This is a genomic window from Vibrio sp. 1167 (assembly GCF_033340375.1).
GTDB classification, from domain to species: domain Bacteria; phylum Pseudomonadota; class Gammaproteobacteria; order Enterobacterales; family Vibrionaceae; genus Vibrio; species Vibrio alginolyticus.
Genome location: NZ_JAWOWK010000003.1, coordinates 577,485 through 596,894, shown reverse-complemented (window position 1 = coordinate 596,894; position 19,410 = coordinate 577,485). Strand labels below are relative to the sequence as shown.

Annotated in this window: 1 protein-coding gene; it reads right to left on the bottom strand. The window is 46.8% G+C overall.

Annotation, left to right across the window (positions count from 1 at the left end; translation table 11 throughout):
• Nucleotides 1-84 precede the first annotated feature (84 nt).
• On the bottom strand, nt 85-18,702 hold the full coding sequence (locus R7Z78_RS09325; RefSeq protein ID WP_104976154.1) for a retention module-containing protein: 18,618 nt from the start codon (nt 18,700-18,702) through the stop codon (nt 85-87).
• Nucleotides 18,703-19,410: the final 708 nt, after the last annotated feature.

Here is a 19,410-nt window from a genome sequence, read left to right as displayed (position 1 = left end):
CAAATATCTCCTGTTTAAAATCAAGCGTTCCCGAAAAAAATGGGCGGCTTATCAGAGCCGCCCATTTTTGTGTTGTATACAGGTTTATCCGTTATCAATAACACCGTTGTTCAGCAATGACTCTACAATCTCGTTGGAGCTGAGACCGTTGAAGTCGATTGAAGTACCTAAGTTTTCCACGACAATAGTCTGCTGAACATTTGCATCCGTCGTAATGTTCAGAGAAACACTTTCCGTCGATGCATCGTAGTCTGCTGAAATGTGACCAAGCAGATCATCCATGTCGATCATTGAGTTATTGAGATCAGAGATAACTTCACGTAAATCGATACTGTCTTCGTTAACAGTGAAGTCAGTAATGGTATCCACTGCCCCTTCATCAACGGAATCTACCGTCCACTTGAAGATATCGCTGCCGTCTCCACCCGTTAAGATATCTGAACCTAAGCCACCGATAAGCACGTCATCACCATCACCACCCAGAATAACGTCGTCACCGTCTCCACCAATCAAGTTGATACCTGTGTCTCCGCCGACTAAATAGCTGTCGTCCACTGCGGTTGACTGGTCAATATCGTCGCTATCACTACTCACATCCAAACTAATTTGGACAGGTGAAGACTGCGCTTCATCGCCATTAGATTCCGTTGATATCGCCGTAAGCGAAATATCGTAAGAACCGACATCAATACCACTGTTAGTATCTGTTGCGACAATTTCTAGCGTATCAATTTCATCGCTTGGTACTGTCCAAGTGGTACCATCGAAGCTAATGCCTGATGGAGAAACGCCACTTGTTACCTCAGCACTAGCTGGTACGCCCGTTAGCTCCAAAGACAGCACCTCGTCAATATCAGTAAGCGCCGCCATGATTCCGACAATCGCTAAACCTTGACTGCTCGCGGTTTGGCTAGCCGCAATTTGACGAATGTAATTAAACTGAGGATTTATACTCAATGTAGGTGCATCAGCTACAGGTGTCACATTGATAGTGAAATCTTGATTCGCTTCCAATGCGGTACCCGCATTTTCGAAGTACACGCCGTTGTCTTCGACTTTCACCGATAAAGTGATTGAAGCTGCGTTGACATCTCCTGCATCCACAAATACACCCTCAGAAGCGTCTGTTGCTCCAAGAACGGAGTTAATATTATCTGGTGTGCCCATTAGGGTTATTTCACCAGCCATCCCCGCCCCAACAGTCACACCACTACCTGCTGGCGGCTCGACACGAAGGTCGCCCTCGGTAACTGTAAGAGTCACCGTCATGATTTCATTCGCCTGCGCACCAGTGAAGTCGATGTCACTTACACTAATACCCGTTATTTTCTGGCCATCGGCTTCGTTGATCGTATCCGTTACCGATGCTGCAGTGATTTCAGGTGCGTCATTGGTCGCTTCAACATTCAACACTGCTGTGCCCGCGATTGTAATTGGGTCTGGAGCGCCGTTAGTGGTTCCGTCATCTGTGATTTCATAAGTGAAATTAACGTCACCAAAGAAATCTGCTGCGGGTTCAAACGTCCACTCTGTCGCACTCACTTGAGTCAGCGTGCCGGAAGCTGGGTCCACTAACGCAACATTATCGACGGTCAAGTTGTCTGACTCAGGATCACTTGCGTTGCTCAGCAACTCAGTAGCCGTAATAGTTACCGAACCACCATCTTCTTCGGTACTACTCAACGTTACCTCTGATGTTACCGGTGCATCGTTCACCTCAGTGACTTCGAAGGTCGCCGTTCCTGACACCGTTTGAGGATCAGAAACACCGTTCGTTGTACCGTTGTCGGTAATGTCGTAGGTCAGATCGACCTTGCCGTTGTAGCCAGGCGCAGGAGTAAATGACCATGTACCTGTTACGTTGTCGAAATCCAATGTGCCGCTGCTTGGGTCAACCAACTGGACATTACTCACCATCAAGGTGTCGTTTTCAATGTCAGAAGCATTCGCTAACAAATCAGCTTGGGTAATTTCAACCGCCGTACTGTCTTCTGCGATATCAGAAAGTACCACTTCAGACGTCGTTGGAGCATCATTGACTTCCGTTACGTTGAACGATGCGTTGCCGTTAACCGATTTAGGATCGGATGCACCACTTGTCGTGCCATCATCTGTAATGGTGTACGTGATTTCAACTGGACCGTTGTAATCTGGTGCTGGGGTAAATTCCCACTCTCCCGTACCACTGTTGAAAGTAATGCTACCCGAATTCGGATCCGTTAACTGAACATTGCTGACCGTGAGGTTATCGTTCTCTACGTCTGTCGCATTCGCAATAAGATCCGCTTCAGAGATGGAGAACACACCACTATCTTCTTCAATATCCGGTAGCGTCACTGGCGTAGTTTCTGGAGTATCATTCACCGCTGTCACTTCAATATTGAAGCTGCTGCTGTTGGTATTTAGGGTGTCATCTACCCCACCAATTACGATACCTTCATTACCTTGGTCATCGACTGTCACGTCCACCTGAACGTCACCAAAGAAGTTCAGGTCTGGATTAAACTCAATCAGACCGTCTGCAATGGCATTGTTTAGATCGGCCACTGTACCTTTCAGTTCAACGGAGTCCGTACCATCACCGCTCACGGTTAGGTTGTAAGTAGCGATGAGCGTTGGATTAAGCTCCAAGATACCGCTGTCGACGTTCACATTGAGTACGTATTCAGCATTCGGATCATCGAGTACGGCATCAATATCGGTAATGCTGAAACCATCAAGCAGCATTGGCGTATCTTCTGGTGTTTCCACATCCACGGTGTTGACGAACTCTGGACGATCGTTCACTGCTTCAACATCAACAGTGACATCAAACTCCTCTGCGGAGCCCAAGCTTTGACTGCCATCGAGCCCAGTATCAACGGCTTGCACTTTGAAATGCAGCGAACCATCCCATGAGTTATCGTTGCGATCACCAGAATTAAACACCACTTGATCCAAGTCTTGAGCATTGATTTCTAAGACAAAAACGCCGCCGACTTGGTCAGTAAATACTGTCCCATCAGGTAATGAAACGCTCGCCCCATCAGGGACATTTGAGACCTCAACTCTCAGCGTCTCTGGATCATTTTCCTGGTAGTTTGCACCATCTCCGATGGACTCTTTGTTATCAACCACTAACGCATTTACATTAATAACAATGTCTTCGCCCTCATTACCTGCAGCCGAAGTGTCGGGATTCACATCAACATCATCACCAACAGGATTAACAATCAGCGTAAAGTTGTTGTTTCGTTCCGTTGGTACTTGTAGCAACTCCTCTTGAATGAAGACCGTAATACCTATCTCAGCCTCGCCACTAAAGTGTTTTGGCGGTTTAATTTGGATGTCACTCAGGTCAATGGACGTCTGAGTGAGATCTTTTAGTTGAATACTCCATTCGCCCCCACCGTTGTTCTTAACAACATAATCAGAGGAATTGGATTTAACGATAAAGTCATCAGGAAGTCCCGTTAACTTGAGTGAAACGAAACTCTCAGAACCGTCATTATCGTTCAGGCTGATCGAAACACCAGAGCCCGATTGATTCAGCGAAATTAAAGTATCTTCGTCACCAATCACCGTGATTGGCTGCGTCGGATCGGCACCTGTAATGGTAATGTCATCAACGACTGGCGTAACTTCAAATGTGACATCGTCAGTGAAGGTTCTTACATCTATATTATCGCCAGAGTTATTCAAGATAGACTGATCAAACACAGCTTCATCAGTAATTTCTCCCTCGATATTAATCTTGACGGTATTTTGGCCACCACCTACGGGGTAATTTTCTTTTGGCTTAAACAGAACATTGTCAAGCGCACCAGCTAAAATCTCAGCTTCATTAAACTCAATACTGGTTCCTAAGCTGTTACCATTGGCATCAACAAACTCACCTAATGTTGTGTCATCAAGCTCTAACTTGATGTTCGTTAGTGTTTCTCGACCACCTTGAGTGTTGTTAAATTGATCGGCAAAATCAACACTCAAGTTAAGTTGGATTAAGCCATCTTCGTAACCAACACCATCCGCCGTGGGAACGTCGTTATTTAGATCAGTCACAGGTTGTTTGTTTGCATCCAAGCCGAAAGTACCGACGATATCTACTCTTACATTTGGTGTGACATCGCTATCCAACGGCTGATCCCCGGCTGAACTCGGAACGTCTGCAACCGGTAAAACCTGAACTGGAAACTGGACATTATTTTCTTTTTCATCACCGGACTCAGTGTCTTTAGTGACAAACCGAATTGGCAATTCGAAATCACCTGCGTAATCTTCTGCCAAGTGCATCGTCAAACCATCAAGGCCAGTAATATTTCCACTCGCATCGATATGGGCTTGGAACACGTATTTACCATTGACAAAATCAACATCCGTCCCCGTGATCACCAAACCAGGAGGAATGCCAGGAGCTGTCGGGTCGACGATAATAGTTAAGACATCTTCCACACCATCTGCATTAATCGCATCGACTTTCGACGTCAACTGAGCACCAAGGTTAATAGAATTGTCTTCCAACGCTTGAATTTGAACATCATCAGCCACCTGAATCTCTGCCGCTACACTCATTTTCGGTGTGAGGACGGTTGGAAACTCTAGTGTCACATCCGTTTGACGCACGACCGTCGCATCTTTTTCGTTGCCCAAATCTTCGCCCAAATCATTCACTTCTGCGTAAATGGTTAAGCCAATTTGAGAGAGACCACCGTTATCGCCATCGTCGCTGTCATCGTTTGGTGTTAAATCAAGTCCAGACGGCGCTTTAATTGAGAAGTTGTCTTCATTAGTTACTGTCCAACGACCTCCACCTTCATTTAGTGCACCGACGATAACCAATTGGTTGAGGATCTCAGGGTCCACATTGTGAAATTGAACAACAAGTTGAGTCACCACTTCATCTGAAGACGCATCAAACTCTTGGTATTTAATGATATGAGCGCCAGATTCGCCCCCCATAGAAGTGTTGATCGTAAAGTCAATGTTACCTTGATCGTCTGACTTCACGATATCGGTAGCACCACCACCACTTTCAGTGACAAGCAGACGGGTTTGGTCGTCTATTGCCCCCGTCTTATCCTCTGGCTCAACGATTGGATTAACTTGGACATTCACCGTACCATTGATGGTTTTCTCAGCGATACCTTCACCGGGATTCGAAGCGTCAACATATTCATGGTCAATCTCTTTCACAGTGACGGTTGTGGTCAAGTCAAAGTCAGTACTTGAATCCTGCTCCAACTGAACTTGAACATAGCCACTTTGAGAGATTTTAGCGGAAAAATCTTGTTCTGATTCACCGGCTTGCGGTGAAAGCGTTAGTGTTCCAGAAACAAGCGTTTGTGCCACACCATCTACATAGACCGTGCTGCCTGGAGGAAATCCAGAGATGGTTACATCACTAAAGAATTCATCGGTATCAGGGCTTTGTACGAGCGTCGGTTTCCAATCGATGTCAAAGCGCGTATCTTCATCTCCCTCCGATCGGACAACGTAGTTATCTTGAGCGTCAATAACGGGTTCGACCTTGATCCTTACCTCTCTTTCAATCACACGACTATGACCATCATTCTCGGTAACAATGATCGTCCCTGTAATCGCAATGTTTTCAGTTGAAGAGGCTTCCGGAATAATTTGAATACCGGAATTAAAATTCAGCCCAGTGATGTTTGCTTCGTAAATCGGTTGACCGTTACCATCATAGCCAACAAAGGTGAGGTCAACGCTTGAACCGTCTGAATCTACGACACGAACACCGTCGGGGATGTTGGACAGGATAACAGTAATGGCTTCTGAATCATCCTGTGGTCTATCGGCAACTTCACCTGATACAACCGAGAAGTTGAGGTTTACAACACCATTCTCTTCAATAGTCGTCTCTATCCCGGCCACATCTCCGTCTACGAATCGGTTCCAAACGTTCCCCGCGTCAATTAATACCGTGTCTGGTATGTCAGCAACACCTTTTACACCAACGATGACGGTCTTACTGCCCAGTGACAACACATCTTCTGTCGTACCGGTAGACAATGATGCTGTGTCTTTCACAATTCCTTCGACATTGAAAGTAAAGTCATCATTGCTGTGCAAAGGAGGAAGAACTTCGACGTTCGCTAATTCAGACTCTGGCACTTCGTAATAAAGTACATTGCCGCCTGAATCGGTCACTTCTACTATCTGACTTGGGTTTGCTGAGTCCAGCCACACCAAAGTAACCCCATCAATTGAGAAGTTAGAAATGCGCACAAATAACGCTTCAGAACCATCTAAGTCCGCTGATGGTTTCATGGTGATCACTTCACTTAATTGGAGTGGGTCGTGATCAGTGACAGGGTCTACCGTATTTTGAGTTCGAGCATTATCCTCAAACACATTAATTCGGTTTACAGTAAAACTACCTTTATCCGCAACTGGGTTTACATCAATAATGATGGTTTCGGTTTCTGAGCGAGCGGTATCTTTCCCAAGCAGTGGATTGTTGTTTTCCGTCGTAATAGCGGTGACATCAATTCTGATTTCGCCCGAGAAGTTATCTATCGGATCAACTTGAACTTCATCAATTCGGCTTGCATCCACCAGATAAACACCACCGGATTTTGGTATCGCACTACCATCTGAATAGACTAACTCTGCGTTACCTTCTCCTTGTGTAAAGACAAGCTCGTACACAATGCCTTCTGGGTTACTAGTGTCTTGGGTTTCAGCCGTGATGTTAAGTGCGACATTGTTTCCATCTTCATCAACCGAGTAGTTAAATTCGCTGCTTGCCGTCCACGTTGCAATATCTGCGACGGCAGCAACTTCAATGTCTAAACGACCATTAATCGTATGATCTGGCGTACCATTGTTAAGAATTTCCACGCGGATACGAGGATCGATACCAGAAGCATCGGTTGATGTATGACGATCTGGTACGAAGTACAAGTTATCTAACGAGACAAGCTCACCATTGAATGACTGCTCAACATTTGATGCGTCGAGAACAACCGTATTGCCCACAGATGTTAATTCAATGTAGTTGCCACTGCCGTCTCTGTAGTAGAACGTACCGTTGTGAGTATCAGCATCTCGAATAGTGATGTCACCTAAGCTCTCGTTACGGTCGATATCGTGTAAATTGATAACCAAGTCGACTTTCGCAGGGCTAACATCCAGCGTCGACAAGTTGTCCTGAGTATTTGCAGAGTCAACGCCCACAACGACACCATCACGCCCTTGGTCTTCGAACGCAGTAACGGTAGACGTGTCAATTTGCGCATTGCGGTCTCTTATCGAGATATCCACATCGGCATCTGCGATATCGCCATCACCATCGGTTGCAACAACGTTGATGGTGAAATCAATCGAGTCGGTTTCGGTATGGTCAAGGTCGTCATTCGGACGGAATGACACACTGCCATCGGTTCGAACAACCAAACGACCGATTTCAGTATCCACTCCGTCAAGAACCTTGTGAACAAATACGACTTGGTCGCTGCCGTTCAAATCGACAGAATCAGAATCAACACCATTTTGCTTAAAGTAAATGCCTGAATCATCAGCCGAGAATGAAGTCACTTGTGCGCCGTCAGCACCAAGGTCATCATCCCCCTCTACAGGGTCTCGGAATAAACGAACCGTGCGGCTGCCTTGCCCCTCAACACGCGAAATAGATGCATCGTGCAAGGTTGGAACATCATCGGTAATCGTCACTGGTAAGTTAATACCTGCCGTATCACCATCGACATCGGTCGCAAAGACTGGGAGATCAAGTATGAGTGTATCTTCGCCTTGAGTTGAGTGATCTAGCGCACCCTCAAGCGTAAACTTGTAAGAGCCGTCAGCGTTCAAAACTAGTGTGAACACTGAGTTACCATCAGGTGTTTGACCTTGATAAGTAAAGTTGTTGTTGCTTACCGCGGTTTGAACTAACGTCACCGCAAAACCACCTGAAGTTACTCCTGGTATCGGGTTAGAAGTAAGATCCAGCTGATAAGAGACAACGGTATCTGCCCCTTCCACCGTATCGAAATTGCCCATTGCTTCTAGGCTGTCTTTGTTGGTTGCCTGAGAGCCGTTGGCAAGGTCATCCTCATCAACAGCCAAAGCATCTGCTGATTTAATTTCGGGAATGTCATCAACTACGGTAATTGGAAGATTCAGTGATGATGACGTGTCACCATCAAAGTCTGTTACTGTAATTGGAATATCAATGACAAGGTTGTTTTCACCTTGAACAGCGTCATGGTCGATTGGTCCCAACAGCTCAAATTGGTAGCTGTCATTATTCGCATCAAGAGACAGCGTGAAGATCTTAGTTGATGTGCCAGTAATAACCGCTTCGTAACTGGTTACTCCACCATTCGTGCTTACTAGATTCAACTCGATGCTGCTGCCGTTCGACGTTAAACCAGACACGACTGCATCGAGGTCTGAAACTTGGTAGCTGACAATCTTGTCTGCACCAGCAACGACCTCAAATCCGCCGTTCAATACCGTTGAATCACTACTTGTCGTGTCAGAGCCACCGGAAAGATCATCTTCATCAACGGTTTGTTGGCTAGAGTCTGTCACTTTCACAATAGCTGGGACATCGTCCACCACGGTGATCGGCAAGGTGATGTTATTGGACACATCGCCATCAAAATCAGTCGCGTTGACTGGGAAGTTAATGACCAACGAGTTTTCATCGTTACCCACAGGATGATCAAGTGCACCCAACAGTTCAAATTCATAACTGTCTGCTGAACCATTTAGCGTCAGTTTAAAGACGGTGTCCGTCGTACCTTGTACATAAGCTCGGTACTCAATCACACCGTTTGAATTTGAAAACTCAACCAACTCAAGCGGTTGACCACCTGAGGTAAGGCCAGAAACAGGCGATGTTAAACTATCCAACTGGAAGCTAACGATAGAGTCGGCACCATCAGTAACGTCAAAGTTGCCACCAATGATATTGGATTCTGGCGTGTCGTCCGAACCTTGGCTTGGAATATCATCCTCATCCACAGACAAGGTACTACCAGAGCTAATAGCATCAATGGTTGGTTTGTCATCTACGATCGTAACTGGCAAGGTCGCAGTGATGGTATCGTTGTCGCCATCCGTGATCTTCACAGGTAGATTCAACAAAATCTCATCAGAGTTAACCGCGTGATCTAACTGACCAGATAACTCAAAGTCGTATTTACCATCTTGATGAAGTGTCAACGTGAAGACCGTCACTCCACCCGGTGTTTGTCCCACGTAAACAAGCGCGTCAGCAGTTGAAGCGCCAACGTCTTGAGAAAGTGTTACCTCTTCTCCACCCGATTTCAGATTCGGGATAGGATTTGAGCTTAGATCCAATTCGAAAGCATCAATACCATCTGCGCTAGTGACTTCGAACTCACCTGATACCGTTAATGGCTCTTTCGTTCCATCAGAACCAAGAGGTAAGTCATCTTCGTCGACACGTAGACTTTCAATATTGGTAACAACTGGAACATCGTCCACAACGGTAATTGGCAATGTGAAGGCTGGTGAAGTATCACCATCATTATCTGTCGCCGTCACAGGGAGGTTAATAACAATCTCGTTTTGCTGATTACCATCGGGATGATCAAGCGGCTTCTGTAAATCGAACTCGTAGGTGTTGTTCGTTGCATCCAACGTCAGTTCGAACACCACTTCAGCAGGATTGCCTGCGACACCTTGGTATACGTTCACGCCGTTTGCGCTAGAAGACAGAACTAAGGTGATAGCTTCACCATCTGAAGTCAGTGACGCAACAGGCGTGGTCAGGTCACTCAGCTGAATAGAAGCAACTTGGTCAGCACCTTCGGTGATATCAAAAGTACCTGAAATAACAGTATCTTCTGCACTTGCAGCATCCGTACCTGCTGGTAGGTCATCTTCATCAACGGTTTGTTCGCTGCCTGCTAGTAAACCGTCAATGGTCGGAACATCATCCACAACCGTAATTGGTAAGGTGATGTTGTTCGACACGTCTCCATCAAAGTCAGTCGCGTTTATCGGTAAATTGATGACCAGTTCATTTTGGCCATCAGCATTTGGATGATCGAGAGGAGCAAGCAAATCGAAAGTGTAGCTATCATCAGAAGCATCGAGAGTCACACGGAATACTGGTGTCGTCGTGCCATCAATACGAGCTTCGTAAACTGAAACGCCACCTGCGTTTGATACTTCAACCATAACCAGAGATTGACCACCAGAGGTCAGGCCTTGTACTGGCGTGGTTAGGTCAGAAACGCTGTACTCCACAATGCCATCAGAGCCATCAGTCGCGATGAAGTTACCTGCAATGCTGTTCGACTGCGTACCATCAGATCCGACTGTTGGGATATCGTCCTCGTCAACCGTTTGCACACTTGTTGCTTCGATGCCACCAAGTGTCGGTTTGTCATCAACGATCTTGACAGGAATTGTCTCAGCAGACGTGTCGCCATCAAAGTCGGTTGCGATGATTGGGAAGTTCAGTGTCAGCTCGTCACTATCTACCGCGTGGTCGATTGGACCTTCTAGCGTGAAGTTATAAGAGCCATCGGTATTCACTGTCAGCGTAAAGACCGCTTCAGTCCCCGCTGCCGCTTGGTAAGTAAAGCTACCATCGCCGTTTGCGGTTTCCGTCAGTGTGACTGCCACGCCTTGTGATGTGAGTCCAGCTACAGGTGTTGCAGAAGCATCGAGCTGATAGCTCACCACTCGGTCCGAGCCTTGTGTGGTGGTAAAGTTACCATCGATTGAAATCGGGTCAGTTTGGTCTGAGCCAATCGTACTTAAGTCATCTTCATCAACGGTAATCGCATCGACATCAGTAATGGTCGGTTTATCATCCACGATGGTGACTGGGATCGTTTCTGTGGTGGTATCACCATCAAAATCCGTTGCGATGATTGGGAAGTTCAGCGTCAGCTCATCACTGTCTACCGCATGGTCGATTGGCCCTTGCAGCGTGAAGTTGTATGAGCCATCCGTGTTTACTGTTAGCGTAAATACGGCTTCAGTTCCTGCTGTCGCTTCATAAGTGTAGCTACCGTCGCCGTTTGCGGTTTCAGTCAGCGTGACGGCCACACCTTGTGATGTTAGACCGTCAACAGGCGTTGCAGCAGCATCCAATTGGTAGCTTACTACCCCATCAGAGCCTTGCGTTGTAGTGAAGTTGCCATCGATTGAAATTGGATCTGAGCCGTCGGAGCCAATCGTCGCTAAGTCATCTTCATCCACGCGGATTGCGTCTACGTCAGTGATGGTTGGTTTATCATCAACGATGGTGACAGGTAACGTCTTCGATGAGGTGTCGCCATCAAAGTCTGTTGCGATAATCGGGAAGTCGATTTGCAGACTGTCGCTATTCACCGCATGGTCTAGTGGGCCCTGCAGAGTAAAGGTGTAGCTGCCATCTGGCTTCACCACCAGTTCAAATACGGCATTGCCATCTGCTGTGGCAGTGTAAGTAAAGCTGCCATCACCATTTGTTGTCTCAGCAAGTACGACAGGCTCACCATGAGAGGTTAACCCTGCTACTGGATCTGCTGTTGCATCAAGCTGGTATTTAACAACGCTGTCCGAGCCTTCAGTTGTGCTGAAAGACCCCGACATAAACGCATCATCGTTTTGGTCTGAGCCAATTGAAGCGAGATCATCTTCGTCCACCGTGAGTGGAACAACGTTGTCAATGGTTGGAACGTCATCAGTAATCGTAACTGGAATGGTCGCGGTCGTCGTATCGCCATCAAAGTCTGTTGCAATGATTGGGAAGTTCAGTACTAGCTCATCGTTGTTTAACGCGTGATCGATTGGCCCTTCTAGACGGAAGTTGTATGTGCCGTCTGCATTCACATTCATGGTGAAAACCGGATTGCCATCCGCGGTAGCCACGTAAGTGAAGCTGCCATCGGCATTCGCAGTCTCTACCAAAGTAACAGGCTCACCTTGAGAAGTTAAACCTGAAACAGGATCAGCCGTTGAATCAAGTTGGTAGCTCACCACACGGTCTGAACCTTGAGTGGTCGTGAACGCGCCTTCAACATAAACAGCGTCAGTTTGGTCTGAGCCAATACCTGATAAATCATCTTCGTCTACTGCAAGAGGCACAACATTATCTATGATTGGTGCATCATCCGTGATCGTGACTGGAATGGTTGCCGAAGTCGTATCACCATCAAAATCGGTGGCAATAATCGGGAAATCAATCGTCAGGCTGTCGCTGTTAGCTGCATGGTCAATCGGACCTTGCAGCGTAAAGTCGTACGTACCATCTGTTGCGACATTCAACGTGAAGACAGGATTGCCGTCAGCGGTCGCAACATAAGTAAAGCTGCCGTCGCCATTCGCGGTTTCCACCAAGGTAATCGCCTCACCTTGAGACGTTAGCCCCGCAACAGGATCAGCCGTTGAATCCAGTTGATAGCTCACCACTCGGTCAGAGCCTTGAGTGGTCGTAAACGCGCCTTCAACGAACAGATCGCCGCCAGGGTCGGAACCCACACCGCTAAGGTCGTCTTCATCGACACTTAACGCATCCACCGCTGTGATGGTCGGTACATCATCAACAATCGTGACTGGAATGGTTTCAGTGACAGTGTCGCCATCAAAGTCGGTTGCGATAATTGGGAAGTTTAGTGTCAACTCGTCACTATCAACCGCGTGATCAATCGGCCCTTCTAGCGTGAAGTTATAAGAGCCATCAGTATTCACAGTCAGCGTAAAGACCGCTTCAGAGCCCGCTGTTGCTTCGTAGGTAAAACTGCCATCACCATTTGCAGTTTCTGTTAGCGTGACAGCCACACCTTGCGAGGTTAAACCGTCAACCGGTGTTGATGTGCCATCGAGTTGGTAGCTCACCACTCGGTCTGAACCTTGTGTGGTGGTGAAGTTACCATCAATAGAAATCGGATTGCTTTGGTCTGAGCCAATTGACGCTAGATCATCTTCATCAACCGTAATGGAATCCACGTCAGTAATCACTGGCTTATCGTCCACGATCGTCACAGGGATAGTGGCATTTGTGGTGTCGCCATCAAAGTCTGTTGCGATGATTGGGAAGTTGAGTGTCAGCTCATCGCTATCTACCGCGTGGTCGATTGGACCTTCAAGCGTGAAGTTATAGCTACCATCAGTATTCACCGTCAGCGTAAAGACCGCTTCACTACCCGCTGTCGCCTCGTAAGTAAAGCTGCCATCAGCGTTTGCGGTTTCAGTCAGCGTAACTGCCACGCCTTGTGATGTAAGGCCAGCTACTGGTGTTGCAGACGCGTCAAGCTGATAGCTCACCACTCGGTCAGAGCCTTGTGTGGTGGTGAAGTTGCCATCGATTGAAATCGGGTCAGTCTGATCTGAGCCAATCGTGCCTAAATCATCTTCATCAACGGTAATCGCATCGACACCGGTAATGGTCGGCTTATCATCCACGATGGTGACTGGGATCGTTTCTGTGGTGATATCACCATCAAAATCCGTCGCGATGATTGGGAAGTTCAGTGTCAGCTCATCACTGTCTGTCGCATGGTCGATAGGACCTTGCAGCGTGAAGTTGTATGAACCATCCGTATTAACGGTCAGCGTAAATACGGCTTCAGTTCCTGCTGTTGCTTCATAAGTGTAGCTACCATCACCGTTTGCGGTTTCAGTCAGCGTCACTGCCACACCTTGCGATGTTAGACCATCAACTGGCGTTGCAGCAGCATCCAATTGGTAGCTCACTACCCCATCAGAGCCTTGCGTTGTAGTGAAGTTGCCATCGATTGAAATTGGACCTGAGCCGTCAGAGCCAATCGTCGCTAAGTCATCTTCATCAACCGTGATGGCATCTACGTCAGTGATGGTCGGTTTATCGTCAACGATGGTGACAGGCAGTGTTTCTGTCGACGTATCGCCATCAAAATCTGTCGCGATAATCGGGAAATCAATTTGTAGGCTGTCACTATTTACCGCATGGTCTAGTGGACCTTGCAGAGTAAAGGTGTAGCTGCCGTCTGGCTTCACCACTAATTCAAATACGGCATTGCCATCTGCTGTGGCTGTGTAAGTAAAACTGCCGTCGCCGTTAGCAGTTTCAGCAAGCACGACAGGCTCACCATGAGAGGTCAACCCTGCTACTGGATCTGCTGTTACATCAAGCTGGTATTTAACAACACTGTCCGAGCCTTCAGTTGTGGTGAAAGAACCCGACATAAACGCATCATCGTTTTGGTCTGAGCCAATTGTAGCGAGATCATCTTCATCCACCGTGAGTGGGACAACGTTATTGATAGTTGGAACGTCATCAGTAATCGTGACTGGAATGGTCGCGGTTGTCGTATCGCCATCAAAGTCGGCTGCAATGATTGGGAAGTTCAGAACTAATTCATCGCTGTTTAGCGCGTGATCAACCGGGCCTTCCAGACGGAAGTTGTATGTACCGTCAGCATTCACATTCATGGTGAAGACAGGATCGCCATCCGCGGTAGCCACGTAAGTGAAGCTACCATCAGCATTCGCAGTCTCTACCAAGGTAACAGGCTCACCGTGAGAAGTTAAACCTGCGACAGGATCAGCCGTTGAATCAAGTTGGTAGCTCACCACTCGGTCTGAACCCTGGGTAGTGGTGAACGCGCCTTCAACAAACACAGCGTCACTTTGGTCTGAGCCAATACCTGATAAATCATCTTCGTCTACAGCCAAAGGCACAACATTATCGATGATTGGCGCATCATCTGCGATCGTAACGGGAATGGTTGCCGTGGTCGTATCACCATCAAAATCGGTGGCAACAATTGGGAAATCAATCGTCAGGCTATCGCTGTTGGCGGCATGGTCAATCGGGCCTTGCAGCGTAAAGTCGTACGTACCATCTGTTGCTACGTTTAACGTGAAAACAGGATTGCCATCTGCGGTCGCCACATAGGTAAAGCTGCCGTCACCATTGGCGGTTTCCACCAAGGTAATCGCCTCACCTTGAGACGTTAGCCCCGCAACAGGATCAGCGGTTGAATCAAGTTGATAGCTCACCACTCGGTCAGAGCCTTGTGTGGTAGTAAACGCGCCTTCAACGAACACAGCGTCAGTTTGGTCTGAGCCCACGCCGCTAAGGTCATCTTCATCGACACTTAACGCATCCACCGCTGTGATGGTCGGTACATCATCAACAATCGTGACTGGAATGGTTTCAGTAACGGTGTCGCCATCGAAGTCGGTTGCGATAATTGGGAAATTCAGTGTCAGCTCGTCACTATCAACCGCGTGATCAATTGGCCCTTCAAGCGTGAAGTTGTAAGAACCATCAGTATTTACAGTCAGCGTAAAGACCGCTTCAGAGCCCGCTGTTGCTTCGTAGGTAAAACTACCATCACCATTTGCGGTTTCTGTCAGTGTGACAGCCGCGCCTTGCGATGTTAAACCGTCCACTGGTGTTGCTGAAGCATCGAGTTGGTAGCTCACCACTCGGTCAGAGCCTTGTGTGGTAGTAAAGTTGCCATCAATAGAAATTGGATTGCTTTGGTCTGAGCCAATTGACGCTAGATCATCTTCATCAACCGTAATGGTGTCGACGTCGGTAATAACAGGCTTATCGTCCACGATTGTCACTGGGATAGTGGCATTTGTGGTGTCGCCATCAAAGTCTGTTGCGATGATTGGGAAGTTGAGTGTCAGCTCATCGCTATCTACCGCGTGGTCGATTGGACCTTCAAGCGTGAAGTTATAGCTACCATCAGTATTCACCGTCAGCGTAAAGACCGCTTCACTACCCGCTGTCGCCTCGTAAGTAAAGCTGCCATCAGCGTTTGCGGTTTCAGTCAGCGTAACTGCCACGCCTTGTGATGTAAGGCCAGCTACTGGTGTTGCAGACGCGTCAAGCTGATAGCTCACCACTCGGTCAGAGCCTTGTGTGGTGGTGAAGTTACCATCAATAGAAATCGGGTCAGTCTGGTCCGAACCAATCGTGCCTAAATCATCTTCATCAACAGTAATCGCATCAACATCGGTAATAGTTGGCTTATCATCCACGATGGTAACAGGCAATACGATTTGACTTGTGTCACCATCAAAGTCTGTAGCAATAACGCTAAAATCAAGGGTTAAGCTGTCGCTATTTGCCGCATGGTCAATTGGACCTTGCAGCTCAAAACTGTACGAGCCGTCGGTATTCAAAATTAATGTGAAAACTGCACTGCCATTTGCCGTTGCGCTGTAGGTGTAACTGCCATCTGCATTTTGCGTTTCGGCAATGGAAACGGTTTGACCTTGAGATTGCAGGCCATTTAAAGAATCAGCGTTTACATCCAACTGATACTGTACGACGCCATCAGAACCTTGAGTCGTCGTGAACTGACCTTCAACCAATGTTGGCTGTGATTGGTCTGAGCCTACCGAACTTAAGTCATCTTCATCGACGTTAAGAGCGACAACGTCATTAATAGTTGGCACATCATCAGTAATGGTAACCGGTAGAACAAGTGAGCTGGTGTCACCGTCAAAGTCCGTTGCGACAATAGTGAAGTCTAGAGTTAAGCTATCGCTACCCACAGCATGATCGATTGGACCTTCAAGGGTAAACGAATAAGTACCGTCAGGGTTAACTTGTAAGGTGAAAATAGCGTCCCCTTCTGCCGTTGCAGAATAGGTAAAGCTGCCATCTAAATTGGTTGTTTCCGTCAGAGAGATAGATCGCCCCTGCGATTCCAACCCATTGAGTGGATCAGTGCCGCTCTCTAATTGATAACTTACAACACGGTCTGAGCCCTGAGTCGTCGTGAAGCTACCTTGCGCGAACACAGAGTCGCTTTGATCGGAGCCAATGCTTGATAAATCGTCTTCATCGACGGCTAGCGCATCAACGCCATCAATCGAAGGAACGTCATCTTGAACTTGAATGACAATTTGCGCAGCTTCTGGTGTGTTCGAACCTTCGGTAATAGAGGAGCGGTCACCATCCGCATCTACCGCGTAAACTGGCAGTGAGAAAGTGAGCGAGTCATCGTTAGCACCCGTATGGTCAAGTTGTTCATACAAGTTGAATTGGTATTCGCCCAATGCAGGTGCATCAATCGCCACATCAAATACGGTAATACGCACACCATCCAGCTCAATGAAGCCTTCGTAAGTACGTACGCCGTTACTCTCGGACGCTAGTTCTAGTTGAACAACCTGCCCTTGAGATTGGAGTTCTCCACCAACATTGAACTCTGTAGGTTCCAACTCATAGTGATCAATGATGTCACTACCGACCGCTGTCGTGATCGCCCCAGTACCACTTGTTACTACCGCGCCTGCCTGTGAACCTTGGTCAACCCCCGCCTCATCTAAAGACAAGCCCGTCACGTTCTCAATCACTGGGTTATCGCCATCGAGGATGGTCATCGTAAAGGTGTTGCTTGCCGTATCTTGGTCGAAATCGACGATTGTGGTTGGCAAAGAGAGCTCAATCGTATCTTCACCGTTTGTTTGTTCTAACGGCTTAAATTGCTCAAATTGGTAGGTACCATCAGTATTCAAACTGATGGTTAAGACGGTCTCATTCGAGCCCGCAATGGACAAGGTGATAGTACTGCCGTCTTCAGAGAGTACCGCTTCTGTCGCCTGATTATCACTCAGTAGGCCATCGAACTGACTAAGTCCTTCTTGATTAAACGTGACCGTTGCCAATTGATCACTACCAATATCAACAAAAGTGCCAGTAATTGGTGTAGAAGAAGATTCAACGTTTTCAAAAGTAACGTTCTGCGGCGCAGGATCATCGCCATCAATAACGGTTGTCGTAAAATCGATAGGCGCTTGAATGCTATTACCACCAATATCTGCGCCTGTAATGTCAAAAGCGATATTGATTTGATCACCGACGATAGATACTTGGCCATCAGCGATGGACGCCACATGGTCAATACCCTGGCTAATCGTGGTAACGACCTCTAACTCTAAATCACGGCCTAAAGATGTCGCTTCGATCTCGATACGAAGCACTTCGTTACCACCTTGAGTGCCGATAATGGCATTTTGCGCTTCGTCGTAAACAAACGCCACTGGCTGACCACCAGAGGTAATGTCACTATTTAACTCGGTTAACAAAGACTCTAATGAGGACGTTTCAGGTACAAATGAAGCAGTATCAAGTGCGAGATCCCCTGCTTCAACCAGCACACTAGAAGAAATGGTTTGCGGGTAGCTAGATAGAGAAATTGAGCCTTCTGTTACGCTAGATTGCAGTGACTGCCCACCATCAGCAAAAATCGTGACATTCAAACCGTCATCTTCGTCGCGATCATCTTCTCCGCTGCGAGTCGCAGACGTTTCAAAAAAAGTAGAAGCGAGTACTTCCGGGTTATTATATTCAACCGTCACGTAGCCAGCATTAGCCGAGCCTTCAGCACCTGCGCCAGCAGCTGTTGCTTCTAAGATAGCGGTAGGGTCAGCTCCGTCTAAAATAGCTTGCTGGATAGCGGCAATATCGTTGGCGTCGAAGTCAGCACTTCCAATAGCCGTTGGGTCAAAAGTCACTAAGCCATTAACTGGAGATTGTACCAATACTGGTTCTAACGGTTCAGAAGAAGGCACAGGAAGACAAGCAACACAATTTGCATCGACCAGATAAAGCTCATTATTTATCTGTACGTCGAGAGAAGCATTATTTTCTGTGATAATAATCTCGCCAGGTCTTAACTCATCCCCCGCTTTTATGACCTTAACGTTTCCATCCAGGCCCAAAACCAAAACTTCACCTTTGACAGCATTTACAATCGCGCTCTGCGGTACCGTGTGCGTACTCATCTGACCTCCGCTAATGGCTTACGTTTCCCATTAACCTTTTTAGATAATTTCTTATTAATTTAGTGCGGCATACTGCACACCTTTATACGATTAAACTAAGTATTGAATCATTAAACAATCGATAAATACCCTACTACCAAGCAACATAAGTAAAACTTACTCGTAGTCACAGAAATGTGACACATGTGCTGACGCGTGGATATCGAATAATTATATGAAATTGATACCTTATTCTGATTAAGTGTAGTTGTTTTAAGAAAAGAAGAGAGATGAAATCATTCAGCTAAACGCCAGACTGCCGGTTGCGATCAATAATGGAAGAAAAGCAATGAGAATGTTGTATACACCGGAGCGTGATGACAGCTTAATCAATATCGGTGACGAAAAAAACGTAACGATTAAATATTGAACAACATAAATTGCAGGACAAAATGCAACGATAAAAAAGTGGCTTACGATATGAATCCCCGCACACCACGAGTTCGGTTTTGTTCTGATATACAGCAAAAAAAACACGAGCAAGCTAATAATAAAATACATAAACACAGCACTTGAAAATAATTATCATTTTCAATGATATGTAAATATTCCCTTACTTTCAATGGTGTTTGAGCTATTAATGTCATCGTTATTATCAATCAACACAATAAGTAAAATTATCAGTAATTCCAGTCCTAAACGTTTGCGTAATCGCTAACCTTCTCTTAA